We start from the raw sequence: 26,735 nt of genomic DNA, 5'->3' as shown, positions 1-26,735 counted from the left end.
AGGATGCTCTGTCGTGACTCTGCGCCTTTTCGACACCGAGACGCGGACCCTGCGTGATTTCACGCCGCTGGTCCCCGGCAAAGCCTCGGTGTACCTGTGCGGCGCGACCGTTCAGGGGGAACCCCACATCGGGCACGTGCGCAGCGGCGTCGCCTTCGACGTGCTGCGACGGTGGCTGTCCGCCAACGGTTTCGACGTCGCCTTCATCCGCAATGTCACCGATATCGACGACAAGATCCTGACCAAGGCCGCCGAGCACGGCCGCCCCTGGTGGGAGTGGGCGGCCACGCACGAGCGCGCCTTCGACCGCGCCTACGAGACGCTCGGCGTGCTGCCGCCGTCCGGGGAGCCGCGTGCTACCGGGCACATCACCCAGATGGTCGGGATGATGGAACGGCTCATCGAGCGCGGCCACGCCTACGCCTCCGATGGCAATGTGTATTTCGATGTGCTGAGCTTCCCGGATTACGGAAAGTTGTCCGGGCACAAGCTCGATGACGTGCACCAGGGTGAGAGCGCGGGCACCGGCAAGAAGGATCCGCGCGATTTCACGCTGTGGAAGGCCGCCAAACCCGGTGAGCCGAATTGGCCGTCGCCGTGGGGCCCCGGCCGGCCGGGCTGGCATTTGGAATGCTCCGCTATGGCCGAGTTCTATCTCGGGGCGGAATTCGATATTCATTGCGGTGGAATGGATCTGGTTTTCCCGCACCACGAGAACGAGATCGCGCAGTCACGCGCGGCCGGAGACGGATTCGCGCGCTACTGGCTGCACAACGGCTGGGTGACCATGGGCGGCGAGAAGATGTCCAAGTCGCTGGGCAATGTGCTGTCCATTCCGAATGTGCTGGAACGGGTCGGGGTGCGCGCGGTCGAATTGCGCTACTACCTCGGCAGCGTCGGCTACCGGTCGATGGTCGAATACTCCGATCACGCGCTGACCGAGGCCGCCGCCGGATACCAGCGGCTGGAATCGTTCGTGCTGCGGGTCGTCGAGCGCGCGGGCGAGGTGCCGGTCGGCACCTGGACCCCGGGCTTCGCCGCCGCCCTCGACGATGACCTCGGAGTTCCGCAGGCGCTGGCCGAGATCCACGGCGTGGTGAGCGTGGGCAACAAGGCGCTCGACGCGGGCGATCTCTCCGGTGCCCGCATGCTCGCCGGTCAGGTCCGGGCCATGCTGGGCATTCTCGGTGTGGACCCGCTCGACGCGCACTGGGCCGCGCCCGCCGACAACTCCGCCGCCATCGCCGCGCTCGACGTGCTGATCGGCGCGGAGCTGGACCGGCGGCAGCAGGCGCGCGCCGACAAGGATTGGGCCACCGCCGACGCGGTCCGCGACCGGCTGCAGGCCGCGGGCGTCGAGGTCACCGACACGCCGCAGGGCGCGGAGTGGGCCTTGGCCAAGGACAAGAAGTAGGGGTTCCACGCAGGACCGGTGTCTCCCGGTCGGTGTGGCGGACCGCACCGAATTCGGGGCCGCCGCCCAGCGTAGGGCACAATTCTTGACGTCCCCTGCGCGGCATAGCGGGGGTTGCTGCCTCGGCAGCGCAGGATCATGCCAGGCCGACCACCAGCAGGTCTCCCCAAGGCCGACCCGAGAACGCTTGCCTTATTCGCCCCGCGCACAGTTCGCGGCCCGTCTCGATTCTGGACTGACGGAGCGGGGGAGCGAAGCGGAGGAGCGGAGGAGGGAAGAATCGAGACCTCGGGGGCCGCGAACCGCCCGGAGCGAAGCGGAGGGCAAATTAGACACGGAAGGCGAAGTGATGGCAGGCAATTCTCAGCGACGCGGGGCGACGCGAAAGTCCGGCAGCAAGAAGGGCGCGGTCGTCGGGTCCGGCGGACAGCGCCGCCGCGGGCTCGAAGGCAAGGGCGCGACCCCGAAGGCGGAGGACCGTACCTACCACCCGGCCGCCAAGCGCGCCCGGGCGAAGGCCAAGGCCGAGGCGTCGGCCGCCACCACCCGGTCGCGCAATGCCTCCCGGCCGATCGCGGGCCGCAAGGACAACGAGGGTCCCGAGCTGGTGCTCGGCCGCAACCCGGTCGTGGAGTGCCTGCGCGCGGGCGTGCCCGCCACCGCCCTGTACGTCGCCAATGGCACCGAGAACGACGACCGGCTCTCCGAGGCGGTGAAGACGGCCGCCGAGATCGGCATCTCGATCCTGGAGGTGCCGCGCACCGACCTGGACAAGATGAGCCACAACGGCATGCACCAGGGCATGGCGTTGCAGGTGCCGCCGTACAAGTACGCGCACCCCGACGACCTGGTGGACCGGGTGCGCAACTCGGGCGAGCCCGCGCTGATCGTGGCGCTGGACAACATCACCGACCCGCGCAACCTGGGCGCGGTCATCCGGTCCGTGGCGGCCTTCGGCGGGCAGGGCGTGCTCATCCCGCAGCGGCGCAGCGCCAGCGTCACCGCGGTGGCGTGGCGCACCAGTGCCGGTGCGGCGGCGCGGCTTCCGGTCGCGCGGGCCACGAATCTGACTCGCACGCTGAAGGATTGGGCGAACAAGGGGTATCAGATCGTCGGGCTCGACGCGGGCGGCGACACCACCCTCGACGAATTCGACGGCAGCGCACCGACGGTCATCGTGGTCGGTTCCGAGGGTAAGGGCCTCTCGCGGCTGGTGCGCGAGAACTGCGATGCGATTCTGAGCATTCCGATGGCGGGTCCGGTGGAGTCGCTCAACGCGTCCGTGGCGGCCGGTGTGGTGCTGGCCGAGGTGGCCCGGCAGCGCCGGGCCTGACGCGCGGAACGCCGGTCCGGACACGAGCGGAACCGGTTCCGAATCGGCCAGGGCCGGTTCCGAATCGGTCGCTCGACCATCACTGATCGGGTCCGGTCGGCCTCGATGGCCAAGTGGCCCAAGCGAACACCGCGCGTCCACCTGCCGCGCGGTGCCTTCCGCCCGTAAACTTTGGCGGTGGTCTTCGATCAGCCGCCCCTCGGGTCCCCCGTCGAGCACGAGCACGCAACCGCCGTCCTGCTACTGGGCGCGCTCAGCGTGTTCTGCTGCGGCGCGCTGGGACCGATCGCGTGGGCCCTCGGCCGCCGCGCGCTCAACGACATCGAGGCGGGCGGGGGCCGCTTCGGCGGCCGGGTGCAGGTCGTGGTCGGCTACGTCCTCGGCATCATCGGAACCTGCCTGATGGTCGTGTTCGGCGGCATCTTCCTGATGATGGTGCTCAGCGGGCGCGCGTAAACGCCCGCTCAGTCCAGGCGGGGCCGCTCTTCACCGCTGGTGACGGCGTCCCAGGCGGGCCATTCGCCGCTGACACTGCCCGTCCACTTCGGTGGGCGGCGGTCCTTCAGGGCCGCGACGCCCTCGCCGCCGTCGGTGCTCTTGGCGACATAGTCGTTGAGCTCGGTTTCCAAGCGGCCCACGGTGTCCGGATCCATGGTCGGAGCCTCCCAGAGCAGGCGCTTGGTCAGCGCCACCGGGAGCGGGGCCGAGCCGTGGGCGATGTCGTGCGCCACCTCGAGGGCGGTGGGCAGGACCTCGGCGGCGTGCAGGCAGGAATTGGCGATGCCGAGCGAGTACGCCTCGTCACCGTCGAAGGTGCGGCCGGTGAGCAGCAGGTCGGCGGCCCGGGCGCTGCCGATCAGGCGCGGCAGGGTCCAGTGCGCGAAGCCGTCGGCGAGCGCGCCACGGCGGACCTGGTTCAGCGCGTACACCGCGTCGCGGGCCACATAGCGCAGGTCGCACTGCAGGGCGATCTCCAGGCCGATGCCGACGGCGTGCCCGTTCACGGCGGCGATGACCGGTTTTCGGATCCGGAACGGCGCCGGGTCGATGAGGCCGTTGACCTCGCCGACCTTGAGCGACAGGTCCGCGCCCGCGCAGAACGCGGGCGCGGTGCCGGTGATGACGACCGCGCCGATCGCGTCGTCGTTGTCGCAGCGGCGCAGGGACGCACCGAGTTCCGACGCCATGGCCGGAGTCAACGCGTTCTGCTGGGCGGGCCGGTTGAGCGTCAGGACCGCGACGCCACCCGAGACGTCCACAAGCAATTCCGAACTCATGCGCTGCATATTAGGCCCTGTGCCCGACTCCGGGCGGGTTCCTACAGTTCAGGCGCGGAGGATCTGCCGGCCGATGGCGTACTTGTGCACCTCGGTGGGGCCGTCGTAGAGGCGGAAGGCGCGCATGTCGCGGAAGATCATCTCCACCACGGTCTCGTCGGAGATGCCGATGCCGCCGAGCACCTGGACGCAGCGGTCGGCGACCTTGAACAGTTCCTCGGAGACGTAGGACTTGGCGATGGAGGATTCGTGGCGGGCCTTGTGGCCCTGATCCATCAGCCAGCAGGCGTGCCAGATGGTGAGGCGGCACTGGTGCAGCGCGATCTCGTTGTCCGCCAACATGAACGACACGCCCTGGTGCTCGCCGATCGGCTTGCCGAAGGCGGTGCGGGTCTTGGCGTAGTCGACCGCGATGGCCTGAGCGCGTTCGGCCGCGCCGAGCCAGCGCATGCAGTGGGTGAGACGGGCCGGGGCCAGCCGCAGCTGGGCGTAGCGCAGCGCCTGACCGGTCTCGCCGAGCACGGATTCCTTGGGCAGCACCAGGTTTTCGAAGTTCACCACCGCGTGGCCGCCGACGTAGTTGCGGTCCATGGTGTTCATGATCCGCTCGATGACGATGCCCTCGGTGTCGCCGTCGCAGAGGAACAGCGTGGGGCCCTCGGGCAGGTGCGGGTTGGCGGCCAGGCGCGCCATGATGATCCAGGTCTTGGCGCCGTCGGCGCCGGTGATCAGCCATTTGCGGCCGTTGATGGTGAAGTTCTCGCCGTCGAAGACGGCCTCGGTGGCGAGCTGGTTGGGGTCGGAGCCCGCGCCGCCCGGCTCGGTCATGGCGAAGACCGAGCGCTGGTGGCCGTCGATCACCGGCCGCAGGAAGCGTTGCGTCTGTTCCGGATTCGCGATCTTGGACAGCATGAACATATTGCCCTCGTCGGGGGCGGCGCAGTTCATGGCGACCGGGCCGAGGGTGGACCAGCCGGCGGCCTCGTACAGCACGGCCTGCTCGACGTGGGTCAGGCCGCGCCCGCCCAGTTCCACGGGGGCCTGGATGGTGAGCAGCTTCTCGGCGCGGGCCAGCTCCACCATCTCCTGGCGCAGTTCGTCGTTGGGGCCGTGCGCGGTCAGGCGCGGGTCGCGTTCGAAGGGCACGATCTTGTCGATGACGAACTGCCGGACGCGGTCGCGTTCGGCAGCGAGGTCGGCGGGAATCGAGAAGTCGATCATCGTGGTCACCATCCGTCAGGAGTCGCGGTCGAGCCGAGCATACGACGGCGACCCCTCACGACTGAAGGCACCCGCCCTCAAACGAGTACGCGACGCAGGAAGTCCTCGACTTCGGCCCGGTAGGCGGCCGGTTGATCGTCGTGCACCAGGTGCCCGGCGTCGGCGATGACCACGTGCCGGGCGTCCGGATGCAGCGCGGCCATCTCCCGCATCTGGCCCGGCGGCGTGATGGTGTACTCGCCCTCGATCAGCAGCGCGGGCACGGTGACCGAATTCCACTGCGCCCAGAAGTCGCGGGTGCCCCACTCCTCGGAGATGTCCCGGAAGGTCGGCACCTCGCCGTGCAGGTGGTAGCCGTCGGGCTCGCGCCGGAACGAGTCCAGGAAGTAGCGGCCGGCCACCGGACCGAAGAACTCCAGTACGGCGGCCTCGGTCTCGAACGGGACCGGCCACGCCTCGACCATGGCCGCCCAGTCCGCCGCGGTGCGGCCCTGGAAGTCGGGAGCCATGTCCTCGACGACCAGCGCCCGCACCCGCTCCGGATGGGCGGCGGTGAACATCCAGCCGTGCAGGCCGCCCATGGAGTGCCCGATCACCACCATCGGCTCGGTGACGGCCGCAGTGGCGGCGGCGAGGTCGGCGACGAAGGCCTCGGTGGTGAGCTGGGCGGGCGCGGTCCGCCCGTGTCCCGCCGCGTCGAAGGTGTAGACGTGCCCGAACGCGCGCAGCCAGTCCAGCTGCCGGTTCCAGGTGTACGCACTGCCCATCAGCCCGTGCAGCAACAGGATTGGGACCCCGGTCCCGCCTTCGTCGTGCAGTGGGCTCGCCTCGTCTTCCAACACGCCACCAATCTAGGGCGCGCGGCGCGGGCCGGTGCCACCCCCGCCCCGCGACGGCGTAGCCTCGGCCCCATGGCAGTCGTCAAGATCAACGCAATCGAGGTTCCCGAGGGCGCGGGCCCCGAGCTGGAGAAGCGATTCGCGCACCGCGCGCACGCGGTCGAGAACTCGCCCGGTTTCCTGGGCTTCCAGCTGCTCCGCCCGGTCGCCGGCGACAACCGGTACTTCGTTGTCACCCAGTGGGATTCGGAGGAATCCTTCGCGGCGTGGCGCGACGGCCCGGCCCGCGAGGCGCACGCCGGCGAGGCCCGCAAGCCCGTCTCGACCGGCGCGTCGCTGCTGGAGTTCGAGGTCGTCCTGGATGTGGCGGGCAAGAACGCCTGATCAGGCGAACGAACAAGTCCCGGCTGGCGGAAGCGTCGGCCGGGACTTCGCGTACTACGCCTCGAGAACTAGGCCTCGAAGGTGGCGTCCAGTTCGATGGTGTCGACACCGGACAGTGCCTTGGACACCGGGCAGCCGGCCTTGGCGGCCTCGGCGGCGGCCAGGAAACCGGCCTCGTCGATGCCCGAGGCCTTGCCGACCAGGGTCAGCTTGATCTTGGAGATGCGGAAGCCGCCGGCCGGGTCCGGGCCCAGGGTCACGTCGGCGGTGATGTCGAGGCTCTGCACGGTGCCGCCGGCATTGCCGATCTGGCCGGACAGGGCCATGGCGTAGCAGGAGGAGTGCGCGGCCGCGATGAGCTCTTCGGGGCTGGTGGTGCCGTCGGCCGCGTCGGCGGCGCGCTTGGGGAACGAGACGTCGTACTTGCCGACGCCCGAGCTGACCAGCTCGACCTGACCGGAACCGTCCTGGAGACCACCGGACCAGCTGGTACGCGCGGAACGTGTAGGCATCGTTACGTCCTTTCGTATGGGGGGAACTCGACTCCCGCTCGAACCTACCCGGTGACGGCGGCGGCACCGCCCCGAACCGCGCTCACTCCGGATTGGTGACCCGGGCGAGCACGATGCCGCCGATGATCATGGACAGCGCCAGCAGCCGGCCCGCGCTGAGCGGGTCCTTCTGCACCAGCACGCCCAGCGCGATCGCGCCGACCGCCCCGATCCCGGTGAAGATCGCGTACGCGGTGCCCACCGGCAGCGACTGCATGGCATAGGACAGCAGGTACACCGCGACCGCCGCGAGCAGGAAGCACACCAGGGTCGGGATCGGCTTGGTGAAATTCTGGGTCGGTTTGATGGACTGCGACCAGGCGATCTCCACCAGACCGGCCAAACCCAGGACGAGCCAGTTCATCTCAGTACTCCTTGCCCAACGCGCGGACCGCGTCCAGGGCGGCTGCGTAGGAGGCGTCGTGCTTGTCGCGCAGGTGGGCCAGCGCCGGATCGTGGCGGGCGTTCACGAGTTCGGCGTTGACGAAAACCGTGTCCTCGACGGCGAAGTGGCCGGCGAAGAAGTCGCGCAGGTAGCGCTCCTGGTAGTCGTAGATCGCCTTCGGCGCGCCCGGGGAGTACGCGCCGCCGCGCGCGGTCACCACCACGAAGCGGTTGGGGGCCAGCGACATTCGCGGGAAGGTGATCTGGTCCAGCCAGGCCTTGAGGCTCGCCGGGATCGAGTAGTTGTACATCGGCGTGCCGATCAGCACCACGTCCGCGGCGCGGACCTCGGCGAGCAGGGGTTCGACGATCTCCCAGGCCGCCTGCTGCGCGGCTGAATCCACCAGGTCGGCGAGCCGGTCGAGGTCGGTGCTGCCGTGGGCGAGGACGCGGTCGCACAGTTCGGTCCAGCCCTCGCCGATGAACGGCACCGGGTCGGCGGCCAGGTCGCGGTGGACGTAGCGGCCGTCGGGATGCTCGGCGCGCCAGGCGTCGGCGAAAGTCGCGCCGAGCAGGCGGCTGACCGATTCGCGGCGGGCACTGGCGTCGAGGTGCAGCAGGGTGGTCATCAGCGAGTCTCCATTCAAGTGGACAGTTTGTCCGTTTACTTCTCCGACGGTAGACGACAACCGGACACCTTGTCCACTTATTCCTGGGCGGCTACAGTGAGCTGCATGAACACCCCCGGCCTGCCGTTGCTCAACAACCCGCCCGCGCCCGCCGAGCGCGCCGACGCGGCCCGCAACCGAGCCAAGGTGCTGGCGGCCGCCGCGCGGCTGTTCGCCGACCGCGACCCGCGCACGGTCACCATGGACGACATCGCCAAGGCGGCCGGCGTCGGACGGGGCACGCTGTACCGGCGCTACCCGGACGTGGGGTCGATCGCGGTGGCCCTGCTCGACGAGCACGAGAAGACACTGCAGGAACAGCTCTTGCGCGGGGAACCGCCGCTCGGGCCGGGCGCGCCGCCCGCGCAGCGACTGACCGCGTTCTACGCGGCGATGCTCGAATTACTGGATACCCACGCCCATTTGGTGCTCGGCGCGGAAACCGGGGGTGCGCGCTTCCGCACCGGGGCCTACCAGTTCTGGGTGGTGCACGTACGCACCCTGCTCACGGAAGCCGGTGTCGCCGAACCCGATTCGCTGGTGGACGCCCTCCTCGCCCCACTCGCCGCCGAGGTGTACCGGCAGCAGCGCGACCGCGGCCTCAGCACCGCGCAGATCGCCGCCGGACTCGCCCGGATCGCGCACGGCGTGCTGGACCCGCCCCGCCCATGACACGACGCCGCGACCGCCCACCGATCGGGGGCGGTCGCGGCGCACCGTATTCGCTTGCGCCTCACACCATGTCGCGACGGTGGACCAGCCAGATCGTGCCGCCCGCGAACAGCAGGACATAGACGGCCAGCACGACCAGGGATTCACCGCGCGAGAGGATGTTCAGCACGCCCGGCGTGGCCGGGCCGCTCACCGTACGCATCGAGCCCGCGAGCGAGCCGGCGGCCGTGCCCGGCAGATGATCGGTGATCCCCTCGATCGGCGAGAAGATCGCGCCCACGCCGCGCAGCAGATTCTCCACCACCAGCACCCACACCAGGCCCAGGCCGACCGCCAGCGCGGGCCCCCGGGCCGCGGTCCCGATCAGCGCGCCCGCCAGCGTCCACATGCTCAGAATCGCCGCGCCCGAACCGATTCCGAGCAGCATCCGGCCCACGGACGGCAGCGCCAGGGACTGTCCCTGGGTGCTCGCGATGAGCGCCGCCACACCGGTGTCGACCACGAAGGCGGTCAGCACCAGCGCGACCACCGTCAGCGCCAGGCTCAACACCACCGCACCGATCACGGCCACCCGCGAAGGGCCCTGCGTGAGCGCGGTTTTCCAGCTGCCCCAGCCGTATCCGCTGCCCGTCGCCAGCGCGCCCAGCACCAGCATGAGCGCGCCGCCGAACAGCGCCATGCCCTGCGTGAACACCTCCGGCACCGCGGCGGGCAGCAGCTGCTGCAACAGCACGTCGCGGGGCAGGCCGTTGGACATGCGCGTGCCGCCGCCGGTCGTGTAGGCCAGGTAGTTGAACAGATAGGCGAAGGTGAGGTTCAGCAGGATCCAGGTGCCGAGCACGATCCAGAAGGCGGGCCACTTGCGCAGCCGCAGCAGTTCGGCTCGGGCACTGGCGACCAGATCGGTGAACGGGCCGCCGTGGTTCCCGAGTACGCCGGGGTCGGTCATTTCGCTGTCTCCGTCATCTCGAAAAACACTTCTTCCAAGGACTTCTCGTCGCTGCGCAGCTCGACCAGATCCGCGCCCGCCGCGACGACCGCGCGCGCCACCGCGGGGGCCGTCGCGGCTCCCGCGTCGACGCGGATTCCGGCGGCGGTCAGCAGCGCGGACCGCTCCCCCACCGCGGCGCGCACGGCCCGGAACGCCACTTCCAGGGGCTCGGCGCGGACGAGCAGGGACGCCTGGCCACGCAGGTCCCGCACCGTCGATTCGGTGAGCAGGCGGCCACCGGAGATGACGCCGACGCGATCGCAGATCTCCTGCACTTCGCTGAGCAGGTGACTGGACAGCACGACGGTGTGCCCGTCGGCGGCGAGTCCGGTGATGAGTTCCCGCATGTCGGCCATGCCCGCGGGATCCAGGCCATTGGTGGGTTCGTCGAGGATCAGCAGGTCGGGGTGGCCGAGCAGGGCGGCCGCGACGCCCAGGCGCTGCTTCATGCCGAGCGAGTAGGTGCGGAACCTGTCCTTGCCGCGGGCGGCGAGGTCCACCCGGGCCAGGGCATCGGCGACCGCGTCGTCGCCGACCCCCCGATAACGGGCCAGGACACGCAGGTTGTCGTGGCCCGAGAGATAGGGGTAGAAGCCGGGGCCCTCGATGAGAACACCCATGCGGCGCAGGGCATCCGGGTCGCCGGGCGCACGGCCCAGCACGGTCGCGGCCCCCGCGTCCGGGCGGATGAGGCCGGCCAGCATGCGCAGCGTGGTGGTCTTGCCCGCGCCGTTCGGGCCCAGGAAACCGTAGATCTCGCCGCGGCGCACGCTCATGCTGACCGCGTCCACGGCGGTGTGGGAGCCGTAGCGCTTGGTCAGCCGGTCGGTGACGGCGATCGCTTCGTTCATGGCTTCCACGATCCGATTCCGGGCACGGAAAGTAATCCGTCCCGGCGCGTGATCGGGTGTACGTATCGGGACGTATTCCGGGGCCGTCTCCGGACGTATTTCGGTGTGACACGGTGCCACTGCCCGCGGACGGCGCTACGGTGCAGCTATGGACACACGCGGGGGAAGGCTGGGCCGGCGCGACGTGCTCCCGGCTCTGGCGGTGGGGGCGATACAGCTCGGCGCGGGCACGCTGGCCAATCACCATCAGAATGTGCCGCGCGCCCTCGATCTGCTCGGATACGCGCTGCTCACGGTGGGTCCGGCGCTGATCCTGCTGCGGCGGCGGTACCCGCTGGGGGTGTTCTACGGGACGATGGCGGTCACCGTCGCATACCTACTGTTCGGTTATGGGTATGGCCCGATCTTCGTCTCGCTCATCGTCGCCTTCATGACCGCCGCCGTACGCGGATCCCGTTGGTACACCTACCCGTTCGTCGCCATCGGCTATCTGCTCATGGTGTGGCCGGTACCCGGCTGGTGCGGGTACCGGACCAGCGTCTGGCAGGAATTCGGTTTGCTCGCTTGGCTTTTCCTGCTGGCGGCCGCCGCGGAAGGCTTCCGACAGCGCCGCGTCGCCTTCATCGCCCGCCGGCAGCGCGTCGAAGCCGCCGAACGCGAGGAACAAGCCGAACGCGAACGGGCGCGCGCCCAGCATGCCCTGGAATCGGCCGAGCGGGAGCAGCGGGTCACCGAGGAACGCCTGGCCATCGCCCGCGAACTGCACGACGTGCTGGCGCACAGCCTGTCCCTGATCAATGTGCAGTCCTCGGTCGCGCTGGAGTTGTTCGACCGCAAGCCCGAACAGGCCGCCACCGCTTTGGCCGCCATCAAGACCGCCAGCAAGGACGCGCTCGGCGAGGTCAACGCCCTGCTGCGGTCCATTCGGGGCGGCACCGCCACCGTCGCCGCCCCGACTCAGCCCACCATCGGCATCACCGACCTCGACAAGCTCACCGGACCGGCCCGCGCCGCCGGACTCGAGGTGCACACCATGGTCACCGGCGGGCCACGCCGGCTGCCCGCCGTGGTCGACGTGGCCGCCGCCCGCATCGTGCAGGAGTCGCTCACCAATGTGGTGCGGCACGCGCCCGGCGCGAGCGTGCTTGTCACCGTGCACTATTCGGCCGAACGGCTGCAGCTCACCATCGACAACACCCGGCCCACCCGCCAGCCCGCACCCCAGTCGCCGTCCGGCGGCCACGGCATCACCGGCATGACCGAACGCGCCCACGCGCTGGGCGGGCAACTGTCCGCCGAACCCAAGGCCGACGGCGGATTCCGGGTCAAGGCGCGCCTGCCCACCCACCTGGCCCACCCGGAACCGGCTGCGTAACCTGGGAATTCGAGGAGGACCGATGCCGATTCGCGTGGTGATCGCCGACGACCAGGCGCTGGTGCGCGCGGGCTTCGTCGCGCTGCTCGGCGCCCAGGACGATATCGAGGTGGTGGGCGAGGCCGACCACGGCGGCCAGGCCGTCGACTTGGCCCGCGAACTCCGCCCCGACGTCGTCCTCATGGATATCCGCATGCCCGTCCTGGACGGCCTGGCCGCCACCCGCGCCATCGCCGCCGACCCCGCCCTGGAAGCGGTGAAGGTCGTCGTCCTGACCACCTTCGAACTCGACGAATACGTCTTCGAGGCGATGCGCGCCGGGGCCACCGGCTTCCTGGTCAAACACACCGAACCCGCCGACCTGGTCAAGGCCGTGCGGGTGGTCGCGGGCGGCGACGCCCTGCTCTCCCCCAGCGTCACCAGACGCCTGGTCGAGGAGTTCGCCACCCACGCCAAACCCGCCCCCGCGGCCGCCTTCTCCGAACTCACCGACCGCGAACGTGAGGTCATGACCCTGGTCGCCGAGGGCCTCACCAACGCCGAGATCGCCGAACGCCTGTACCTCAGCCCCGCCACCGCCCGCACCCACGTCAGCCGCATCCTGGTGAAACTCAACGCCCGCGACCGCACCCAACTCGTCGTCATGGCCTACGAATCCGGTCTGGTCCGCCCCGGCTGGCAGTGATCGGCTCCGGTACGCGCACCTCGCGGTCGCTACGCACCCGGACGTAACCGAGAAGCCGACTCGAAGCGGATTCCCCGCCCGTCGAATCCGCGCATGCTCGAAGCCATGAGCATGAACTTCGGCATCGTCATCGCACCTCGATCGAGCTCGGACTGGATTCACGCGGTTCAATCCGCCGAAAACCAGGGGTACGGCACCGTCCTGCTGCCCGACACCCTGCACACCGTGTCGCCGTTTCCCGCGCTGGCGGCGGCGGCCGCGGTGACCACGACACTGCGCCTGCGGCCCAATGTGCTGGCCGCGCCGATGCGGACGGCCGCCGCGACCGTGCGCGAAACCGCTGCCCTGCAACTGCTTTCCGACGGACGCTTCGAACTCGGACTCGGCACCGGACGACCCGACGCGGCCGCCGAGGCCGAAAAGCTCGGCGTCGCATTCGGTTCCGCGGCCCAGCGGCGCGATCACCTGCTGGCGGTGGCGCGGGCGGTGCGCGCCGAGGTCACGCCCGCGCCGCCGATCGTCATCGCCGCCTCCGGGCCGCGCATGCTCGCCGCCTGCGCCGACATCGCCGACCGGATCCACCTGGCCGTGGCCCCGACCGCCACCGAAGGCGATCTGGCCGACATCGTCGCCCGGGTGCGTGACCTCACCGCTCGCCCGATCGCGTTCAGCCTGCAACTGGTCGCCGTCGGCGACATCCTGCCGCCGTTCATGAGCAAGTTCATGGGCGTCACCCTGGAACAGCTGCGCGCGGCCGACGCCGCCGTTCTCCTGCCCGCCGACCCCGCCGCGGCGGCCGAACTCCTCGAGCATCGCCGCGAGAAGCTCGGAATCGACGAAGTGCTGGTGCCGGGCGATCTCACCGACGCCTTCGCTCCGGTGCTGGCCCGCTTCCGCTGACCGTCAGCGCACCGGGTCGCCCAAGCCCTGCCGAATAGCCTGCTCCACAGGGGAATACGCGCCATCGGGACGGTCCAGGACGCAGGGCTCACGCAGGAGCAGCGGCGGCTGGGCCATGAACCTCGGGGTCCGGCCGCGATGCGGCTGGGCGGCGTGGATCAGGAAGGGATGGCAGAGGTAGACGTCGCCCGCCCTGCCGGTGGCGAGCGCCTCCGGGAGATCGCCCGTGGCGGTGTAGAAATCGGCCAGCTCGAACATCGTGGTGCCCGCCTCGCCGAACGGTTCCAGCTCCCGGGCCAGACGCAGGTGCGAGCCCACCCGAATGCGGGTCGGCGCGTCGTCGGCGTCGACATCGGAGAAGAGGAACAACATGAGCAGGGCCCGGCCCCGGGAGAAGACGTTCACACGCCAGCTCAGATAGTCGTCGGGCTGGGCGTCGCCCGGGAAACTGACATCCACGTGCCAGCCGGCATCGCCCGGCGGCTCCGGGCTGGGGAAACGAATCGGCCAGCTGCCCAGACTCTTTCGTGGCAGCCAGCGACCGGGGCCCACCAGCTGATCGAACGCCTCGAGCAGGGGCGCGGCCGTGACGGCTCGGGCGAACGGCTCCTCGGCATGATCCCAGAGCCGGATGACCGGCTGGGTCCAGGTCGCGGGATCCTCGGGATCACAACCGGTTTCGCGCCAGAGAATCGCACGACCCGCGGCGGCGGTCTCGGCCGGGAAAGCCTGTTCGACCTTCACGAATCCGTCGGTGATGAAACTGTCCAGCTGAGTGTCGGTGAGCATCGCATCCGAGCATGCGGCACGGTGGGATCGCTCCGCCACCGAATTTCGGCCCCGAACAGGCGGAAGCCCCGCCCTCCCGGAGGAGGAGCGGGGCTTCCGTCGTCTCGCTGACTTACTCGCCGGAGGCGGCGGCCGGGGCCTCACCCGCGAGGGCGGCGACCGGCTTGTCCTCGGCGGCCGAGTCGGCCTTCTTGGTCAGCTTGGCCTTGGCGGCGAAGGTGAACTTCGCGTTCTCGCCCTGGCCTTCGCCGTCCCAGCCCTCGACATCCACCGACACGACCTGACCGGCGCCCAGTTCGCCGAAGAGGATCTTCTCCGACAGCTGGTCCTCGATCTCGCGCTGGATCGTGCGACGCAGCGGGCGGGCGCCCAGGACCGGGTCGAAACCGCGCTTGGCGAGCAGGCTCTTGGCCTTCTCGGTCAGCTCGATCTCCATGTCCTTGTTCTTCAGCTGGTTGGCGACGCGGCCGATCATCAGGTCGACCATCTGGATGATCTGGTCCTGAGTGAGCTGGTGGAACACGATCACGTCGTCGATGCGGTTCAGGAACTCCGGGCGGAAGTGCTTCTTCAGCTCGTCGTTGACCTTCAGCTTCATCCGCTCGTAGTTCGAGCCCTCGGCGTTGGACTGGGCGAAGCCCAGGCCCACGGCCTTGGAGATGTCCGAGGTACCGAGGTTCGAGGTGAAGATCAGCACGGTGTTCTTGAAGTCGACCGTACGACCCTGACCGTCGGTCAGGCGACCGTCCTCCAGGACCTGCAACAGGGTGTTGTAGATCTCCTGGTGCGCCTTCTCGATCTCGTCGAACAGCACCACCGAGAACGGCTTGCGGCGCACCTTCTCGGTGAGCTGGCCGCCCTCCTCGTAGCCGACGTAGCCCGGAGGGGCACCGAACAGCCGCGAGGCGGTGAAGCGATCGTGGAACTCGCCCATGTCGATCTGGATGAGCGCGTCGTCCTCGCCGAACAGGAAGTTCGCCAGCGCCTTCGACAGCTCGGTCTTACCGACACCGGACGGGCCGGCGAAGATGAACGAGCCCGAGGGACGCTTCGGATCCTTCAGACCGGCGCGGGTGCGGCGGATGGCCTTGGACACGGCCTTGACCGCGTCCTCCTGGCCGATGATCCGCTTGTGCAGCTCGTCCTCCATGCGGAGCAGACGGGTGGTCTCCTCCTCGGTGAGCTTGAACACCGGGATACCGGTCCAGTTGGCCAGCACCTCCGCGATCTGCTCGTCATCGACCTCGGCCACGACGTCCAGATCGCCGGAGCGCCACTGCTTTTCGCGCTCGGCCCGCTTGGCGACGAGCTGCTTCTCCTTGTCGCGCAGGCGCGCGGCCTTCTCGAAGTCCTGCGCGTCGATCGCGGACTCCTTCTCCCGGCGCGCCTCGGCGATCTTGTCGTCGAATTCGCGCAGGTCCGGCGGCGCGGTCATCCGGCGGATGCGCATGCGCGCGCCCGCCTCGTCGATGAGGTCGATCGCCTTGTCCGGCAGGAAGCGGTCGTTGATGTAGCGGTCCGCGAGGGTGGCGGCGGCGACGAGAGCGCCATCGGTGATGGAGACCCGGTGGTGCGCCTCGTAGCGGTCGCGCAGACCCTTGAGGATGTTGATGGTGTGCTCGACCGTCGGCTCGCCCACCTGGACCGGCTGGAACCGGCGCTCCAGGGCGGCGTCCTTCTCGATGTACTTGCGGTACTCGTCGAGGGTGGTGGCGCCGATGGTCTGCAGCTCGCCGCGAGCCAGCTTGGGCTTCAGGATCGAGGCCGCGTCGATGGCGCCCTCGGCCGCGCCCGCACCCACCAGGGTGTGCAGCTCGTCGATGAACAGGATGATGTCGCCGCGGGTGTTGATCTCCTTGAGCACCTTCTTCAGGCGCTCCTCGAAATCACCGCGGTAGCGGCTGCCCGCGACCAGGGAACCCAGGTCGAGGGTGTACAGCTGCTTGTCCTTGAGCGTCTCCGGCACCTCGCCGTTGACGATGGCCTGGGCGAGACCCTCCACGACGGCGGTCTTACCGACGCCGGGCTCACCGATCAGGACCGGGTTGTTCTTGGTACGGCGGCTCAGCACCTGCATGACGCGCTCGATTTCCTTCGAGCGGCCGATGACCGGGTCGAGCTTGCCCTCGAGGGCGGCCTGGGTCAGGTTCCGGCCGAACTGGTCCAGCACCAGCGAGGTGGACGGGGTGCCCTGCTCGCCACGCGAACCGGAACCCTCGACCGGCTCCTTGCCCTGGTACCCGGACAGCAGCTGGATGACCTGCTGGCGCACCCGGTTGAGATCCGCGCCCAGCTTCACCAGCACCTGCGCCGCGACGCCCTCACCCTCGCGGATCAGGCCGAGCAGGATGTGCTCGGTGCCGATGTAGTTGTGACCGAGCTGCAGCGCCTCACGCAGCGACAGCTCGAGCACCTTCTTGGCACGCGGAGTGAACGGGATGTGACCGGACGGAGCCTGCTGGCCCTGCCCGATGATCTCCTCGACCTGCGAGCGCACGCCCTCCAGCGAGATGCCAAGGGACTCCAGCGACTTCGCCGCGACACCCTCGCCCTCGTGGATCAGGCCCAGCAGGATGTGCTCGGTGCCGATGTAGTTGTGGTTGAGCATCCGGGCCTCTTCTTGGGCCAGGACAACGACCCGCCGCGCGCGGTCGGTGAACCTCTCGAACATCGCTCCCTCACTCTCCTGCTCCGCCATCACTGGCATCCGGCGCTTCAGACCCTGTGCTGCCCTTCTGGTCGCCAGCCTGCCATGAAGCCCTGGGGTTGCATCCCCCGACTCCACTCTAGTTGCCGGGGGTCACGCACGTCGTCCGTCCACCCTATTGCGAACCGGCGACAGTACGACTCATTCAGTCATAACGGGGCAGTTGCGCGGCTCGTTTCCGAACGCGCTACGCCCACAGCGAACAAGCCGGTCAGTCGGGGAAATCGAGCGAATCGGCTACCCGGTGATCGGCGGGACGAACTCGCACGGCACCGGGCGGGCATGCGCCGGATCCAGGGCGTTGAGGGTCATCATGGCCGCACGGCGACTGCCCGCGATGGCCATGTGATCGGAGAAATCGAGCGCGCAGCCGTCCTGCATCAGGTCATTGGTCACGTTCGCGCCCGGGACCAGGGCGATCGACGGCCACACCGCCTCGTCGAAATTGGAGGCCAGGTTGGTGTAGGTGACCGACGGGTCGAAGACGCCGTCGGCGTTCAGGGCGTTCATGAAGGAGGAGTCGCCGAGCATCTCCGGGCAGGCCTGGCAGATGACGCCCATGGCGGCGAGGTTGTCGATCTGGTCCGCGGTCGCGCCGAGCTGCTGACCGAAGGCCCGGATCACGTTCATCTGATCGCCGAAGATGCCCAGCCACGGGGGCGCGATGGCGGCGAAGTGGTTCACCTTGCCGGAGCCGCCGAGCCGCTTGATGTAGTAGTTGCCGACCGTGTTGCCCTGCGAGTGCGCCACGAAGTCGACCTGCGCGGCGCCGGTCGCCGACAGCACCCGGTTCACGAAAGCGGCCAGCTGAGCGGCACTTTCGGGGATCGGCTTCATACCGCCCAGGGCGTTCAGCGGCCACGGGACGTCGAGGGCGCCGTAGGTCAGGGCGAACACGCAGTAGCCCTCGTTGGCGAGCAGCGGCGCGTAGGCGCCCCAGTTGGTCTGCGCGCCGCCCGCGGTGCCGTGGATCAGCACCACCGGATCGGGATGGGCGGCCGTGGGCTTACAGGACCAGTCGTTGGCGCCGGGGAGCGAGCCGCCCGGATTGAGCAACTCGTTCGGGATGCCCGCGAAGAAGTTGAATGTGACCGGGTATTCCGCGCGCGCCGTACCGCTCGCGGTGATTCCCAAGATCGCCAGCACCGCCATGATCAGCAGTGATCCTGGCGTTCCACGCATGGGCATCCTCTGCATGTTCCCTCCCAAATTAGAACGCGTTCCGACAACCTAGACGGAAAACAAGCACGGGGGATGGATTACTGACGGGTAAGTTCTGAAACCGGTTCCACTACGGGAACGCGGCGATGGCCGGGACCCGCAGGCGGCTTGCGTTGCCGCACATCGGGTCCCGGCCACCACCGGAATCGGGGGGTGAATCACTACCGGGCGGAAGGGAATCCGGGCTGCGGGGCGTACTGCGGGAACTGCGGAGCCGCGGCCACCGCCGCGGCCGCCACCGTCTTCTGATCAGCCTTGGCGTGCTGCGTGCCCGCCACGAACAGCGCTCCGGTCAGGACCAGGAAGGCCAGGGTGTGGATCACCGCGCGCACGACGTTCCAAGCCACCCAGGAGCTTTCGAACTGGGACCGCACCGCCGCCAGGTCCGGGATCTGCGCGACATCACCGGCATCGGCCAGCTGATTGTTGAGCGGCACGTTCATCCCGGAGGTGACCGCGAAGGCGATCACATTGAGCGCCAGCGCGACGCCGACCCAGATCAGCGTGGTGCGGTTGCCCTTGCCCAGGTGCAGTGCCGCGGCCAGCACGGTGAAGCCGACCGAGCCCATGAAGGCCAGCATGAACGGCGGGTTGATGATGACCACGTTGATCTTCTGCATGATGTCGACGAAGGTGCGGTCGTCGGACTGACCCAGGGCCGTCATCACCGAGGTCGCGTAGGCGAAGAAGATGCCGGCGGTGAGGCCGGTGGTCAACGTCGCCGCCACCAGTGCGGCCGTGCGAAGTGCGAACATCGTGCTCTCCTGACTGGATCCGCCGCCCGTGTTCTCCCGGGCGATCAACTACGTTCAGTCAACAGCGCACGAGTCCGGAAACCCATGGCTCAGAAGCTCACCCCCATGCGCGGGGATCCACCCCGGGGTTGTCGCGAACTCTCAGAGATCGCGTTCGGAGATGACGCCCGACTGCATGGCCAGGTTGGCGAGCCGGACCCGCTTCTGGTTCTGCGGGAGATCCTCGACGCCGAACTTGGCGAACAGGGCGCGCAGATGCGTCTTGATGGCGTCGACGCTGAGGAAGAGTTCGGCCGCGATCTGCTGATTCGAGGCGGGTGAGGCGAAGCCGTCGTTGCCGCGCAGGGGGCGGCAGAGCGCGATCAGTACCGACCGCTGGGTTTCGGTGAGGGAGCGCAGCGTGGGCAGCCCACCCGTCGAGGTCTGCGTGACATCGCCTGCGGCGCCACTGAAATCATGGAAGGTGACCCGCGAGGTGCCCATCCGGATGACGTCCCCCGGCTGCAAGCGATGCCGTCCCACCAGGCGGTCGCCGTTGACGAAGGTGCCGTTGCGGGACAGGCCGTCATCCACGATGGTCCAGTGCGCGCCCAGGTACTCCGCGGTCGCGTGCAGCCGCGACACCTCGGCGTCCCAGGACAGCGAGAGATCGGCCTGCGGGGAGCGGCCGATAGTGATCCGGGGCTGGTCGGGGGTCAGCATCAACTCGTGCTGGCGTCCCTCTTGGTCCTTGACCCGGAGGAAGGAACCGTGGAAAGCGGTCACTGTGCCGATACCTCTTCTCTACACCCAGCCAGTGACGTCGTCCGCACGTTTCAATGGTGCCTGGCCACCCCGGGCGGTAGCAAGATCGCAGTTGATCCCCTGGTTATACGCAAAGCGTATGAATAAACCACTGCCGCCCGGGTCGCACGAACACCCGGACGGCAGTCGAATCGGCGACTAGCGGACACTAGTTCTTAGCGGCGGCCTTGTTGTAAGCCTCGGTGATGTCAGCAGAGATACGACCACGAGCGGACACCTTGTGTCCATTCCGGCGAGCCCATTCGCGAATGGCCGCGCTTTGTTCACGATCGATCGAGACCCGGTTCTTCGGACCCGCGGCCGGAGCGCCGGCCACCTTGGTGCGACGCCGTCCGCTCGTGCGCCGAGCGGCGGAAACCCAAGCCTCCAGACCCTCCCGAAGCTTGGCCGCATTCGCCGTCGACAAGTCGATCTCGTACGAGACGCCATCGATAGCGAACTCGATGGTCTCGTCCGCGATGGACTCACCGTCGACATCGTCGATCAAGCTAACGGTGACCTTCTTTGCCATGAGATGAACGTCCTCTCGAAATCGTGCGACCCACATAGTCAGGCCGATTACCCGACGCCAGAATACCGCTAATTCCGATAGTCCCAGAACAGGCCCCGGAAATGCAATCCGGAGAACTAACGGGCGGCCGGCCGCACAATTGGAAAGAGTATCGTTTCCCGGATTCCCAGGCCAGTCAGGGCCATCAGCAAACGGTCGATACCCATACCGGTTCCCGTAGTGGGGGGCATACCGTGCTCCATCGCGGTGAGGAAGTCCTCGTCCAGCCGCATGGCCTCGTCGTCACCGGCCGCGGCCAAACGCGCTTGATCCATGAAACGTTCCCGCTGGATCACCGGATCCACCAGTTCCGAATAGCCGGTGGCCAGTTCGAAGCCGCGCACGTACAGGTCCCACTTCTCGGTAACCCCGGGCTTGCTCCGATGCTGACGGGTCAGCGGCGATGTCTCGACCGGGAAGTCGCGCACGAAAGTCGGGGCGTAGAGCTTGTCGCCGTAGACGTGCTCCCACAGTTCCTCGACCAGTTTGCCGTGGCCGTAGCCCTTACCCTGCGGAATTTCCAGACCGACCCGATCCGCGAGCGCCAGCAATTCCTCCACGGAAGTTTCCGGGGTGACCTCGGTACCGATCTGCTCCGACAGCGACGGGTACATCTCGACCGTCGCCCACTCACCGGACAGATCGTATTCGGTGCCGTCGGCCAGCGTCACCACCTGCGTGCCGTAGACCTCCTGCGCGACTTCCTGGATCAATTCGCGCATCATGATGGCGGAATCGTCGTAGGTGCCGTACGCCTCGTAGGTTTCCAGCATTGCGAACTCCGGCGAATGGGTGGAGTCCGCGCCCTCGTTGCGGAAGTTCCGGTTGATCTCGAAGACCTTCTCGATGCCGCCCACCACGCAACGCTTCAGGAACAACTCCGGCGCGATGCGCAGGAACAGCTCCATATCGAGCGCGTTGGAGTGGGTGGCGAACGGACGAGCCGCCGCGCCGCCGTGGATGGTCTGCAGCATCGGGGTCTCGACCTCGAGGAATCCCCTGCGCTCCAACGCGTTTCGCAGCGCGCGCACCGCGGCGACGCGGATGCGGGCCATCTCACGCGCCTCCGGGCGCACGATCAGGTCGACATAGCGCTGCCGGACCCGGGACTCCTCGTTCATCTCCTTGTGCGCCACCGGCAGCGGGCGCAGCGACTTCGCCGCCATCTCCCAGGAGTCGGCCATGACGCTCAATTCGCCACTGCGCGAGGCGATCACCTCACCGTGCACGAACACGAAGTCACCCAGGTCGACATCGGCCTTCCAGGCCGCCAGCGACTCCGCGCCGACCCCGTTGAGGCTGATCATCGCCTGCAGCTTGGTGCCGTCGCCCTCCTGCAGAGTGGCGAAACACAGCTTGCCGGTATTACGGACGAAAATGACGCGCCCCGCGATCCCGACCACCTGACCGGTCTGGGAATCGGCCGCCAGCTCCGGATAGGCCGCCCGGATTTCGGCGAGCGTGTGGGTGCGGTCCACGACGACCGGATAAGCCTCGCGGCCCTCCTCCAGCAACCGTTCCCGCTTCTCCTGGCGAATCCGCATCTGCTCGGGGACGTCATGCTCCACCGCGGGCGCCGCGGCGCGCTTTTGCCCAGCGGAAACGGTGGTGCTTGCAGAAGAAGAAGAGGGAGGGGTGCTCACGGGTACCCAGCCTATCCTGCGACGAAAACCTTTTTCTCCGCCGCCCAGGGCTACAACCGAGTACGCCTTTGTCTACAGCCAGGCGAGGGTCGCGACCTCGCGTTCGAAGTGGGGGGCGGAGGCCGCCACGGTCAGCAGACCCGCCGCCTTGAGCGCCTGATATCCGCCTTCGAGGTCGGTGGCGCGGCGCAGGCCCAGCTGCTGCAGGGAGGCGGCGGCCAGGCTGGAGGTGTAGCCCTCGGAGCAAACGACGATCCATTCCACGTCGTGATGCTCGGCCATTGCCAAACGCGCGGAACTGGACGGGTCCAAACGCCATTCCAGGACATTTCGCTCGATGACCAGCGCGCCCGGCAGAGTGCCCTCGCGCAGGCGCTGCGCCTGCGGGCGAATATCCACCAGAATCGCGCCGCGGGCGATGGCCTGCGGCAATTCGATCGGGAGCAGGCGACGCAGCTGCTGGCGCGCCTGGGCGAGCATGCCGTCGATCGTCAAGTGGGTCATTCGAGTTCGCCTTCGGGCTGGTCGGTGAGGACGGAACGGGTGCGCCGCAGGGTGCCGTGGCCGGTGACCTCGTAATAGGACATGGCAGTCAGCGGCGGGGAATAGGCGTGCACGCTCAAGGTCGGATTCAGCGGGCCGGTGCTGCCCGCCTCGGATTCGGGGGCCCGGACCACGTCGTGCACCCAGCCGAGCGGGAAGGAGGCCTGGTCGCCGGCGGCGAGAGTGCGACGGCGCAGGTCCCGGCCATTCCAGCGGTACTCCGACAGCGCGCCGGACAGCACGGTCAGCGCGCCCAGCGAGCCGGCGTGGTCGTGGAGTTCGGTGTACTTGCCCTCGACCCAGCTGATCAGCCAGACGTCCACCTCATCGTCGGCGACAAGCCTTGTGGCCCAGCGCTTTTCGGTGGGCCAGAGACCGCCGTCGGGGAGCAGGTGATCGTAGCGGCCCTCCAGCACATCCTGGGCGCCCTCGTCGGTCAGGCGCAGCAGGTCGGCCGGACGCAGCCGAGTCGGCAGGGCGGAGGCGGTCGCGCGCTCGGTCACCTCGGGCAGCAGGCCCGACGTGGCGGCACGGGAATCGACAGGTAAGGAAAGAACAGAGGAACGCATGAGCGCATCTCCAAGAAGTGTGAAAGTGGCCGGGGGCTATACGAAGCCTCGACGACCGTCGAGGCGAATCAGCCTCGACAACACTCCTGGGTGCTCACACGGAAAGACACGAGGGCGAGTTTAACAGCGGATCGCCGGGAATCACCAGGCCCCCCGGCGACGACTGCGTCACTTTTATTCCGTCCGGTCGGTTCAGGGCCGAGTGCGGCGCGCCTGATTGCGCTCGTACACCAGCCGCAGGCCGTCCAGGGTCAGATTCGGCTCGTGATGCTCGATGGTCTCCGACTCCGGCACGATCAGCGGCGCGGTCGCACCGGTCGCCACCACCGCCACATCGTCGCCGGAGAAGGCGTCGATATCGCGGATGCGGTCGATCAGGCCGTCCACCAGGCCCGCGAAACCGAAGATGGCGCCCGACTGCAGGCACTCCATGCTGTTCTTGCCCACCACCGACCGCGGCCGGGTCAACTCCGCGCGCCGCAGCGCGCTCCGGGAGATCAGCGCCTCGGTGGAGATCTCCACACCCGGGGCGATACTGCCGCCCAGGAATTCGCCCTTCGCCGACACCAGGTCCACACAGATCGCGGTCCCGAAATCCACCACGATGGCCGGGGACCGGAAACGGTGATACGCCGCAAGACAATTCACGATCCGGTCGGCGCCGACCTCCTTGGGATTGTCCACCAGCAGCGGAATACCCGTGCGCACACCGGGTTCCACGAGCACATGCGGCACGTGCGCCCAATAGCGCGACAGCATCTCGCGCAGCTCACGCAGCACCGGCGGCACCGTGGACAGCGCCGCCACACCCACCACCTGATCGGCGTCCGCCCCGATCAGGCCACGCACCTGCAGCGCGAACTCGTCCGCGGTCAACAGCGGATTGGTGTGCGTCCGCCAGTGCCGGGCCAGCTTCGCGTGCTCCCCGCTGCCGGAGAACAGGCCCAGCTCGATGCTGGTGTTGCGGACGTCGATACAGAGCAGCATGCCCGCCCGCCGCTCAGGCCATCGTCAAGGAACGCGGCGAGATCAGGTCCGAGCCCTCCGGGGCGTGCGCCGGATCGGCGCCCAGCTCGATGGGGCGATTGCGCTCGTCGACGAAAACCACGTGCGGAGCGTAGTTCTCGAGCTCCTTTGCGTCCATCATGCCGTAGGCGATGAGAATCACCAGGTCGCCCGGATGCACGAGATGCGCTGCCGCGCCGTTGATTCCGATCACGCCGGAACCCCGCTCGCCGGCGATCACATAGGTCTCGAGGCGGGCCCCGTTGGTGATGTCGACAATGCTGACCTTCTCACCCTCGAGCAGGTCGGCGGCATCGAGCAGGTCCTGGTCCACGGTCACCGAACCCACATAGTGCAGATCGGCGTGAGTCACCGTGGCGCGGTGGATCTTCGACGTCATCATGGTGCGCAACATCGTCGTCGCCTTCCTAGAGAGATGCCTGGGCGGGCTGGTCGGGAACGGAGGGCAGGCCGTCGAGCGGCTGGCCGACCGGAACATGCATGTTGTCGATCAGGCGGGTACCGCCGATCCGGGCCGCGATCAGCAGCCGGGCATTACCGGTCGGCCACTGCTCGGAGAAATCGGAGCCGCGCAGGGCCAGGTAGTCGACCTCGATGGCGGGCGCGGTGTCCAGCACGGACCGCGCCGCCGCCAGCACGGCCTCCGGGCCCCGGCCCGCGGCATGGCGACCGGCCAACAGCGCGGCCGACAGGGTGGTGGCCAGCTCGCGCTCCTCGGGGTTCAGGTAGCGGTTGCGCGAGGACAGCGCCAGGCCGTCGGCCTCGCGAATGGTGGCCGCGGGCACCACCTTCACGTCCATGTTCAGATCCACCACCATCTGGCGGATCAGCGCCAGCTGCTGGTAGTCCTTCTCACCGAAGAACGCCTCGTGCGGCTGACAGATATTGAGCAGCTTCGACACCACGGTCAGCACCCCGGAGAAGTGACCCGGACGGGTCGCGCCCTCGAGGATGTCGCCGTACGGACCGGCCTGCACGGTGGTGCGGGGACCGAACGGGTACATGTCCTGCGCGCTCGGCGCGAAGACCAGCTCCACACCCTCACCGCGCAGCAGTTCCACATCCGCGTCCAGGGTGCGCGGGTACCTGTCGAGATCCTCGTTCGCGCCGAACTGCAGCGGATTCACGAAGATCGACACGATCACCGTGGTGTTGGTGACCTTCGCCAGCCGCACCAGCTCCAGATGGCCCTCGTGCAGCGCGCCCATGGTCGGCACCAGCGCGACCCGGCGGCCCACCGAACGCAGCGCCTTCACGACCTTGGTCATGACGGCCGGATCGTGGTGCACGGTCAGCTCGCCGCGCTTGTACGTTCCGATCAGCTTGGGGTCCATCAGCGTCCTTCCAACAGATCGATGAGAGCGGGATTGGTGCGGGCACGCTCGGCCGCGCGCAACGACTGGGCCCGGTAACCGGCGGCCAGGCGCGGATCGAGTGCTTCGAACGCCTCCAAGTGCGCGGCCACCGCGGCCACGTCACCGCGCGCCACCGGACCGGTCAACGCGGCCGGGCCGCGCCGCAGGGCATTGTCGAGAGCCGCCGAGGCCAGCGGGGCGAGCACCCGCTCGGCCAAGCCGTTGGGCTGATCGTCCACGATCTGCTGACCCAGCAGACCCGGACCGGACAGGGCCGCGCGCAGCGCTTCCACCGCGTCCACGATCAGGGTCACCAGATGATTGCTGCCATGCGCGAGAGCCGCGTGATAGAGGGTGCGGTTCTCCTCCGCCACCCGCACCGGCTCGCCACCCATCTCGATCACCAGTGACTGCGCGATGGCGTAGCCGATGTCATCCGCGGCGGTCACGCCGAAGCAGGCGTTCGCCAGCCGGGCCACATCCTCGTCATGGCCGGTGAACGTCATCGCCGGGTGAATCGCCAACGGGAGCGCGCCCAAGGCGGTCAGCGGAGCCAGCACGCCGACACCGTTCGCGCCCGAGGTGTGCACCACGATGGTGCCCGAACGCACCGCGTTCCCGGCCGCCAAACCCGAGACCAGACCCGGCAACTCACTGTCCGGTACCGCCAGAATCAGCAGCTCGCTGCGGGCGGCGACCTCTTCGGCGGGCAGGATCCGGGAATCCGGCAGGCGCGTGGCGGCACGCCGCACCGAGGCGTCCGAAATCGCGGACACCCCGAAAACGACATGGCCGGCACGCTCCAGTGCCACACCCAGTGCTGAGCCGACGCGTCCCGCCGAGACGATTCCCACCGTCAACCGTGCAGGCGCAGGATCGGTCCCGCAGACATCCTTGTCCGAGGTCACTTCGTCCTCTCGAAAGTCGTTCCAGTCCCGCCATGCGGGTACCGGACGTTACGAGAGCGAGAATATCGCCGCCGATTCGCCAGAGCTACCCACTGTGGGATAGGCAACTCTCGCGACTCTCGGGGGCTGCGCCCCACACCCCAGATGGGGAACGCGTCAGTTACTGCTCTCCGACTTCAGGTTGGCCATGATCTCGGCGACCGAGAGGCGCTGGGTGCCTTCGGGGTCGGCGCTGTCGTCGCGGCGTCGGCGGCGGGAGGTGGCGCGGCCTACCGGGACGGCGGCGGCAGCGGGCTCGGGCTCCAGGCGCGGGACCGGGG

29 protein-coding genes are annotated in these 26,735 nt (G+C 68.6%); 8 read left to right on the top strand and 21 right to left on the bottom strand.

The annotated features are described in order from the left end of the window. The first annotated feature begins 13 nt into the window (after nucleotides 1-13). The 3 genes from cysS (at nucleotide 14) to ACWELJ_RS11485 (ending at nucleotide 3,203) form a co-directional block, all read left to right on the top strand. The gene (gene cysS, locus ACWELJ_RS11495) at nucleotides 14-1,414 is read left to right on the top strand and encodes a cysteine--tRNA ligase (protein WP_452366085.1); all 1,401 of its coding nucleotides are present in this window, start codon (nucleotides 14-16) and stop codon (nucleotides 1,412-1,414) included. A 349-nt stretch (nucleotides 1,415-1,763) separates the two neighbouring features. Beyond that, nucleotides 1,764-2,747: a 23S rRNA (guanosine(2251)-2'-O)-methyltransferase RlmB gene (gene rlmB, locus ACWELJ_RS11490; RefSeq protein ID WP_452366084.1), complete on the top strand. Its 984-nt coding sequence runs from the start codon at nucleotides 1,764-1,766 to the stop codon at nucleotides 2,745-2,747. Nucleotides 2,748-2,924: 177 nt separating this feature from the next. After that, nucleotides 2,925-3,203: a DUF4190 domain-containing protein gene (locus tag ACWELJ_RS11485; RefSeq protein ID WP_452366083.1), complete on the top strand. Its 279-nt coding sequence runs from the start codon at nucleotides 2,925-2,927 to the stop codon at nucleotides 3,201-3,203. Between the two features lie 8 nt (nucleotides 3,204-3,211). On the opposite strand, the gene ACWELJ_RS11480 is transcribed toward ACWELJ_RS11485, so the two are convergent. From ACWELJ_RS11480 to ACWELJ_RS11470, 3 genes are all read right to left on the bottom strand, one after another. Beyond that, entirely contained in the window at nucleotides 3,212-4,024 is an 813-nt protein-coding gene (locus tag ACWELJ_RS11480) for an enoyl-CoA hydratase/isomerase family protein (RefSeq protein WP_452366082.1), read from the bottom strand. A gap of 48 nt (nucleotides 4,025-4,072) precedes the next feature. After that, on the bottom strand, nucleotides 4,073-5,245 hold the full coding sequence (locus ACWELJ_RS11475; protein WP_452366081.1) for an acyl-CoA dehydrogenase family protein: 1,173 nt from the start codon (nucleotides 5,243-5,245) through the stop codon (nucleotides 4,073-4,075). Between the two features lie 77 nt (nucleotides 5,246-5,322). After that, complete coding sequence (locus tag ACWELJ_RS11470) at nucleotides 5,323-6,087, bottom strand: alpha/beta fold hydrolase (protein WP_452366080.1); 765 nt, start codon at nucleotides 6,085-6,087, stop codon at nucleotides 5,323-5,325. Nucleotides 6,088-6,156: 69 nt separating this feature from the next. Between ACWELJ_RS11470 and mhuD the strand changes: the two genes are divergently transcribed. Beyond that, a complete protein-coding gene (mhuD, locus tag ACWELJ_RS11465) occupies nucleotides 6,157-6,468 on the top strand; it encodes a mycobilin-forming heme oxygenase MhuD (protein WP_357087432.1) in 312 nt (103 codons plus the stop codon). 68 nt (nucleotides 6,469-6,536) lie between these two features. Here the strand turns inward: mhuD and ACWELJ_RS11460 are convergent, their stop codons facing one another. From ACWELJ_RS11460 to ACWELJ_RS11450, 3 genes are all read right to left on the bottom strand, one after another. Beyond that, nucleotides 6,537-6,980: an OsmC family peroxiredoxin gene (locus ACWELJ_RS11460; RefSeq protein WP_452366079.1), complete on the bottom strand. Its 444-nt coding sequence runs from the start codon at nucleotides 6,978-6,980 to the stop codon at nucleotides 6,537-6,539. 82 nt (nucleotides 6,981-7,062) lie between these two features. Next, nucleotides 7,063-7,383: a DMT family transporter gene (locus tag ACWELJ_RS11455; protein WP_452366078.1), complete on the bottom strand. Its 321-nt coding sequence runs from the start codon at nucleotides 7,381-7,383 to the stop codon at nucleotides 7,063-7,065. A 1-nt stretch (nucleotide 7,384) separates the two neighbouring features. After that, on the bottom strand, nucleotides 7,385-8,032 hold the full coding sequence (locus ACWELJ_RS11450; protein WP_452366077.1) for an FMN-dependent NADH-azoreductase: 648 nt from the start codon (nucleotides 8,030-8,032) through the stop codon (nucleotides 7,385-7,387). 105 nt (nucleotides 8,033-8,137) lie between these two features. Between ACWELJ_RS11450 and ACWELJ_RS11445 the strand changes: the two genes are divergently transcribed. Next, nucleotides 8,138-8,743, top strand: a complete 606-nt coding sequence (locus ACWELJ_RS11445) for a TetR/AcrR family transcriptional regulator (protein ID WP_452366076.1) — start codon at nucleotides 8,138-8,140, stop codon at nucleotides 8,741-8,743. Between the two features lie 61 nt (nucleotides 8,744-8,804). Here the strand turns inward: ACWELJ_RS11445 and ACWELJ_RS11440 are convergent, their stop codons facing one another. Both ACWELJ_RS11440 and ACWELJ_RS11435 read right to left on the bottom strand, forming a co-directional pair. After that, nucleotides 8,805-9,692, bottom strand: coding sequence for an ABC transporter permease (locus ACWELJ_RS11440; RefSeq protein ID WP_452366075.1), 888 nt, complete (start codon nucleotides 9,690-9,692; stop codon nucleotides 8,805-8,807). Further along, nucleotides 9,689-10,585 carry an ABC transporter ATP-binding protein gene (locus ACWELJ_RS11435; protein WP_452366074.1) on the bottom strand — a complete coding sequence of 299 codons (897 nt, stop codon included), beginning with the start codon at nucleotides 10,583-10,585 and terminating at the stop codon, nucleotides 9,689-9,691. Before ACWELJ_RS11435 ends, ACWELJ_RS11440 begins: the two co-directional genes overlap by 4 nt. A gap of 148 nt (nucleotides 10,586-10,733) precedes the next feature. Here ACWELJ_RS11435 and ACWELJ_RS11430 point away from each other — a divergent pair, with 148 nt between their 5' ends. The 3 genes from ACWELJ_RS11430 to ACWELJ_RS11420 all read left to right on the top strand — a co-directional run bounded on the left by ACWELJ_RS11430 (nucleotide 10,734) and on the right by ACWELJ_RS11420 (nucleotide 13,545). Then, entirely contained in the window at nucleotides 10,734-11,960 is a 1,227-nt protein-coding gene (locus tag ACWELJ_RS11430) for a sensor histidine kinase (RefSeq protein WP_452366073.1), read from the top strand. A gap of 22 nt (nucleotides 11,961-11,982) precedes the next feature. Then, nucleotides 11,983-12,645 carry a response regulator transcription factor gene (locus ACWELJ_RS11425; protein ID WP_452366072.1) on the top strand — a complete coding sequence of 221 codons (663 nt, stop codon included), beginning with the start codon at nucleotides 11,983-11,985 and terminating at the stop codon, nucleotides 12,643-12,645. A 105-nt stretch (nucleotides 12,646-12,750) separates the two neighbouring features. After that, nucleotides 12,751-13,545, top strand: a complete 795-nt coding sequence (locus tag ACWELJ_RS11420) for an LLM class flavin-dependent oxidoreductase (protein WP_452366071.1) — start codon at nucleotides 12,751-12,753, stop codon at nucleotides 13,543-13,545. 3 nt (nucleotides 13,546-13,548) lie between these two features. On the opposite strand, the gene ACWELJ_RS11415 is transcribed toward ACWELJ_RS11420, so the two are convergent. The 13 genes from ACWELJ_RS11415 to ACWELJ_RS11355 form a co-directional block, all read right to left on the bottom strand. Next, complete coding sequence (locus ACWELJ_RS11415) at nucleotides 13,549-14,334, bottom strand: phytanoyl-CoA dioxygenase family protein (protein ID WP_452366070.1); 786 nt, start codon at nucleotides 14,332-14,334, stop codon at nucleotides 13,549-13,551. Nucleotides 14,335-14,446: 112 nt separating this feature from the next. Further along, nucleotides 14,447-17,005, bottom strand: a complete 2,559-nt coding sequence (locus ACWELJ_RS11410) for an ATP-dependent Clp protease ATP-binding subunit (protein WP_452366069.1) — start codon at nucleotides 17,003-17,005, stop codon at nucleotides 14,447-14,449. Nucleotides 17,006-17,278: 273 nt separating this feature from the next. Then, entirely contained in the window at nucleotides 17,279-18,223 is a 945-nt protein-coding gene (locus ACWELJ_RS11405; RefSeq protein WP_452366068.1) for an esterase/lipase family protein, read from the bottom strand. A gap of 200 nt (nucleotides 18,224-18,423) precedes the next feature. After that, complete coding sequence (locus ACWELJ_RS11400; protein ID WP_452366067.1) at nucleotides 18,424-19,017, bottom strand: anthrone oxygenase family protein; 594 nt, start codon at nucleotides 19,015-19,017, stop codon at nucleotides 18,424-18,426. Nucleotides 19,018-19,158: 141 nt separating this feature from the next. Next, entirely contained in the window at nucleotides 19,159-19,782 is a 624-nt protein-coding gene (locus ACWELJ_RS11395; RefSeq protein ID WP_452366066.1) for an FHA domain-containing protein, read from the bottom strand. A 187-nt stretch (nucleotides 19,783-19,969) separates the two neighbouring features. Continuing rightward, on the bottom strand, nucleotides 19,970-20,332 hold the full coding sequence (locus tag ACWELJ_RS11390; RefSeq protein ID WP_452366065.1) for a histone-like nucleoid-structuring protein Lsr2: 363 nt from the start codon (nucleotides 20,330-20,332) through the stop codon (nucleotides 19,970-19,972). Nucleotides 20,333-20,448: 116 nt separating this feature from the next. Next, nucleotides 20,449-21,915: a lysine--tRNA ligase gene (gene lysS, locus ACWELJ_RS11385; RefSeq protein ID WP_452366108.1), complete on the bottom strand. Its 1,467-nt coding sequence runs from the start codon at nucleotides 21,913-21,915 to the stop codon at nucleotides 20,449-20,451. A 171-nt stretch (nucleotides 21,916-22,086) separates the two neighbouring features. After that, the gene (locus ACWELJ_RS11380) at nucleotides 22,087-22,518 is read right to left on the bottom strand and encodes a rhodanese-like domain-containing protein (RefSeq protein ID WP_357275706.1); all 432 of its coding nucleotides are present in this window, start codon (nucleotides 22,516-22,518) and stop codon (nucleotides 22,087-22,089) included. Beyond that, nucleotides 22,515-23,126 (bottom strand): cysteine dioxygenase, encoded by a 612-nt coding sequence (locus tag ACWELJ_RS11375; protein WP_452366064.1) that lies wholly within the window; start codon nucleotides 23,124-23,126, stop codon nucleotides 22,515-22,517. The genes ACWELJ_RS11380 and ACWELJ_RS11375 overlap by 4 nt, the downstream gene beginning before the upstream one ends. A gap of 192 nt (nucleotides 23,127-23,318) precedes the next feature. Continuing rightward, nucleotides 23,319-24,113 carry a type III pantothenate kinase gene (locus ACWELJ_RS11370; protein ID WP_452366063.1) on the bottom strand — a complete coding sequence of 265 codons (795 nt, stop codon included), beginning with the start codon at nucleotides 24,111-24,113 and terminating at the stop codon, nucleotides 23,319-23,321. 13 nt (nucleotides 24,114-24,126) lie between these two features. Continuing rightward, nucleotides 24,127-24,546 carry an aspartate 1-decarboxylase gene (panD, locus tag ACWELJ_RS11365; protein ID WP_452366062.1) on the bottom strand — a complete coding sequence of 140 codons (420 nt, stop codon included), beginning with the start codon at nucleotides 24,544-24,546 and terminating at the stop codon, nucleotides 24,127-24,129. Between the two features lie 13 nt (nucleotides 24,547-24,559). Further along, nucleotides 24,560-25,486: a pantoate--beta-alanine ligase gene (gene panC, locus ACWELJ_RS11360; RefSeq protein ID WP_452366061.1), complete on the bottom strand. Its 927-nt coding sequence runs from the start codon at nucleotides 25,484-25,486 to the stop codon at nucleotides 24,560-24,562. Further along, nucleotides 25,486-26,415: a Rossmann-like and DUF2520 domain-containing protein gene (locus tag ACWELJ_RS11355; protein ID WP_452366060.1), complete on the bottom strand. Its 930-nt coding sequence runs from the start codon at nucleotides 26,413-26,415 to the stop codon at nucleotides 25,486-25,488. Before ACWELJ_RS11355 ends, panC begins: the two co-directional genes overlap by 1 nt. Between the last annotated feature and the right edge of the window lie 320 nt (nucleotides 26,416-26,735).

The sequence above is a fragment of the Nocardia sp. NPDC004582 genome, from assembly GCF_053602115.1.
This window is presented reverse-complemented; position numbering and strand designations above follow the sequence as displayed.

Excerpts from the sequence above, each read along its gene's own strand:
- rlmB (WP_452366084.1), top strand. The coding sequence starts at position 1,764 with ATGGCAGGCAATTCTCAGCGACGCGGGGCGACGCGAAAGTCCGGCAGC.
- ACWELJ_RS11480 (WP_452366082.1), bottom strand. The coding sequence starts at position 4,024 with ATGAGTTCGGAATTGCTTGTGGACGTCTCGGGTGGCGTCGCGGTCCTG.
- ACWELJ_RS11475 (WP_452366081.1), bottom strand. The coding sequence starts at position 5,245 with ATGATCGACTTCTCGATTCCCGCCGACCTCGCTGCCGAACGCGACCGC.
- mhuD (WP_357087432.1), top strand. The coding sequence starts at position 6,157 with ATGGCAGTCGTCAAGATCAACGCAATCGAGGTTCCCGAGGGCGCGGGC.
- ACWELJ_RS11460 (WP_452366079.1), bottom strand. The coding sequence starts at position 6,980 with ATGCCTACACGTTCCGCGCGTACCAGCTGGTCCGGTGGTCTCCAGGAC.
- ACWELJ_RS11455 (WP_452366078.1), bottom strand. The coding sequence starts at position 7,383 with ATGAACTGGCTCGTCCTGGGTTTGGCCGGTCTGGTGGAGATCGCCTGG.
- ACWELJ_RS11450 (WP_452366077.1), bottom strand. The coding sequence starts at position 8,032 with ATGACCACCCTGCTGCACCTCGACGCCAGTGCCCGCCGCGAATCGGTC.
- ACWELJ_RS11445 (WP_452366076.1), top strand. The coding sequence starts at position 8,138 with ATGAACACCCCCGGCCTGCCGTTGCTCAACAACCCGCCCGCGCCCGCC.
- ACWELJ_RS11440 (WP_452366075.1), bottom strand. The coding sequence starts at position 9,692 with ATGACCGACCCCGGCGTACTCGGGAACCACGGCGGCCCGTTCACCGAT.
- ACWELJ_RS11435 (WP_452366074.1), bottom strand. The coding sequence starts at position 10,585 with ATGAACGAAGCGATCGCCGTCACCGACCGGCTGACCAAGCGCTACGGC.
- ACWELJ_RS11430 (WP_452366073.1), top strand. The coding sequence starts at position 10,734 with ATGGACACACGCGGGGGAAGGCTGGGCCGGCGCGACGTGCTCCCGGCT.
- ACWELJ_RS11425 (WP_452366072.1), top strand. The coding sequence starts at position 11,983 with ATGCCGATTCGCGTGGTGATCGCCGACGACCAGGCGCTGGTGCGCGCG.
- ACWELJ_RS11420 (WP_452366071.1), top strand. The coding sequence starts at position 12,751 with ATGAGCATGAACTTCGGCATCGTCATCGCACCTCGATCGAGCTCGGAC.
- ACWELJ_RS11415 (WP_452366070.1), bottom strand. The coding sequence starts at position 14,334 with ATGCTCACCGACACTCAGCTGGACAGTTTCATCACCGACGGATTCGTG.
- ACWELJ_RS11410 (WP_452366069.1), bottom strand. The coding sequence starts at position 17,005 with ATGTTCGAGAGGTTCACCGACCGCGCGCGGCGGGTCGTTGTCCTGGCC.
- ACWELJ_RS11405 (WP_452366068.1), bottom strand. The coding sequence starts at position 18,223 with ATGCGTGGAACGCCAGGATCACTGCTGATCATGGCGGTGCTGGCGATC.
- ACWELJ_RS11400 (WP_452366067.1), bottom strand. The coding sequence starts at position 19,017 with ATGTTCGCACTTCGCACGGCCGCACTGGTGGCGGCGACGTTGACCACC.
- ACWELJ_RS11390 (WP_452366065.1), bottom strand. The coding sequence starts at position 20,332 with ATGGCAAAGAAGGTCACCGTTAGCTTGATCGACGATGTCGACGGTGAG.
- lysS (WP_452366108.1), bottom strand. The coding sequence starts at position 21,915 with ATGCGGATTCGCCAGGAGAAGCGGGAACGGTTGCTGGAGGAGGGCCGC.
- ACWELJ_RS11380 (WP_357275706.1), bottom strand. The coding sequence starts at position 22,518 with ATGACCCACTTGACGATCGACGGCATGCTCGCCCAGGCGCGCCAGCAG.
- ACWELJ_RS11375 (WP_452366064.1), bottom strand. The coding sequence starts at position 23,126 with ATGCGTTCCTCTGTTCTTTCCTTACCTGTCGATTCCCGTGCCGCCACG.
- ACWELJ_RS11370 (WP_452366063.1), bottom strand. The coding sequence starts at position 24,113 with ATGCTGCTCTGTATCGACGTCCGCAACACCAGCATCGAGCTGGGCCTG.
- panD (WP_452366062.1), bottom strand. The coding sequence starts at position 24,546 with ATGTTGCGCACCATGATGACGTCGAAGATCCACCGCGCCACGGTGACT.
- panC (WP_452366061.1), bottom strand. The coding sequence starts at position 25,486 with ATGGACCCCAAGCTGATCGGAACGTACAAGCGCGGCGAGCTGACCGTG.